Source organism: [Phormidium] sp. LEGE 05292, from assembly GCF_015207735.1.
Taxonomy (GTDB): Bacteria; Cyanobacteriota; Cyanobacteriia; order Cyanobacteriales; family Aerosakkonemataceae; genus Floridanema.
This window is the reverse complement of the sequence record NZ_JADEWG010000327.1, coordinates 1-1,694: the sequence shown is the minus strand read 5'-3', so window position 1 is coordinate 1,694 and position 1,694 is coordinate 1. Positions and strand designations below refer to the sequence as shown.

1 protein-coding gene is annotated in these 1,694 nt (G+C 43.5%); it reads right to left on the bottom strand.

All coding sequences use genetic code 11. From position 1 onward, the window contains the following. Positions 1-141: 141 nt before the first annotated feature. Positions 142-1,482, bottom strand: a complete 1,341-nt coding sequence (locus IQ264_RS32375) for a D-alanyl-D-alanine carboxypeptidase (protein WP_193986864.1) — start codon at positions 1,480-1,482, stop codon at positions 142-144. Positions 1,483-1,694: the final 212 nt, after the last annotated feature.

Below are 1,694 nucleotides of genomic sequence, written 5' to 3'. Positions count from 1 at the left end.
GGGGAGATGAGGGGACAAGGGGAATTTTGAGCTTCTCTTTTGCTTTTCCCAACTCAAAACTCTGTACGGGCGGGTTTAGTAAATAACTTTTGTTACTCACAGAAAATCTTTTGGCAAAACCCGCCCCTACAACTCAAAACTTTATTCTGCCTTCTGTCTTTTGTCTAGCAGGATAATTTGGTTACGATCGCTAGCCCCAATGCGTTTTACGTAGTTGATGCTAGCGGGGGTGGGAAGGACTACTACAGGTGGAGTTACAGAGGTTCCCCATCGTTGGCTCAAACTTTGTAGTAAGAGGTCTTGTTTGGCGCGTAAACCCAAAACATCGTTACCTCGGTTGATGATAGCAAACCAAACCAAACCGCGATCGCGTGTTGGCATCACTCCCGCTAAAGCACTGACATCTCGTAAAGTCCCCGTTTTAATCACAGTTGCTTGGGGAAGATGGCGATGGGACATTGTACCATTGCGATCGCTACCGGAAACCGGGAAAAAATCGCCGAGCGTCAACCCTAAAGGCTGTAATTTCCGTTGTAGTGCCATTAACATCCCACAAATTGCCCTAGCAGAAATGCGATTTTCCACGCCTAAACCTGAACCATTGATTAATTGAATTTCTCCCAAAGGCACACCCGCAGCATTCGCCGCTAATCTCCGTACTACTTGCGCCCCTCCCAAAGATTCAGCAAAACTTTCTGCCATTTCATTAATGCTGAAAATATTCATTTGTTTCAACAGTTGAGTTAGAGTTAAAGAACGGTGGCGTAATAATAAATTTGCTTTAATTTGTTCAGGCCCAGCTTGGGGATTTTCTACTTTCAGACCACCTAAAATTTGCAATTGAGGTTTCGGAGTACCTTTAGGCATTAGGGAATATCTAAAAATTATTGCTCTAGACCAAGTGCGGGAATTAAAACACTGCATGAGCATTTGACCTGACGGACTCGGATTTCGGTTGCCATTCATCTCAAACCTACCCCGAATCACCAACTTTCCCGTTACTCGGTTAATTCCCAGACGATTTAAAGAATTAGCTAATGCAATACCATCTTCCCAAACAAACAGCGGATCGCCATTTCCAGAAACAACTAAATCTCCTTGTAATACCCCGTTTTGGATTGGCCCAGTGGCGCTGATTAGCGTCTCAAATTGGTAAGAGTGATCCCAGGTAGATAGGGCAGCCAAAGAAGTAGCAATCTTGGTCAGAGAGGCAGCTGGCAAAGGGATCGAACCTTGATTATTAGCTAATACTACAGGCCCCGACTGCATCCAAATTCCTTGTTGTGCGATCGGACTTTGTTTCCCTAACTCCTTTAAATATTGCTCAACTATACTTGCAGTCTGCGGTTCCGGCGCAGCTGAGAACACAAAACCCGTATTACCAGGCCAAACCATTTCTTTTGTAGAATTCATCCTAGCACTGTGAATTCCTGCCATATCTAGCCACACAGACATTAACCCAGAACTAAATAATTCCAGCACTTTGAAACGCTCCTCAACACGAGTTTTAGATTTTAGATTAGAGATTTTACTTTTAGCAATTTAGATTTTGCCTTAAATCTGTCAATATCAAAATAAGGCAACCGGGAAAGTTTGACCAGGATTTACAGATTTACGAGATTTCTTGATGAATCCCGCTCCAGAATGTAAATCAATAAATCCTGGTTGAATTATCCCCTTGTCCCCTTGTCCCC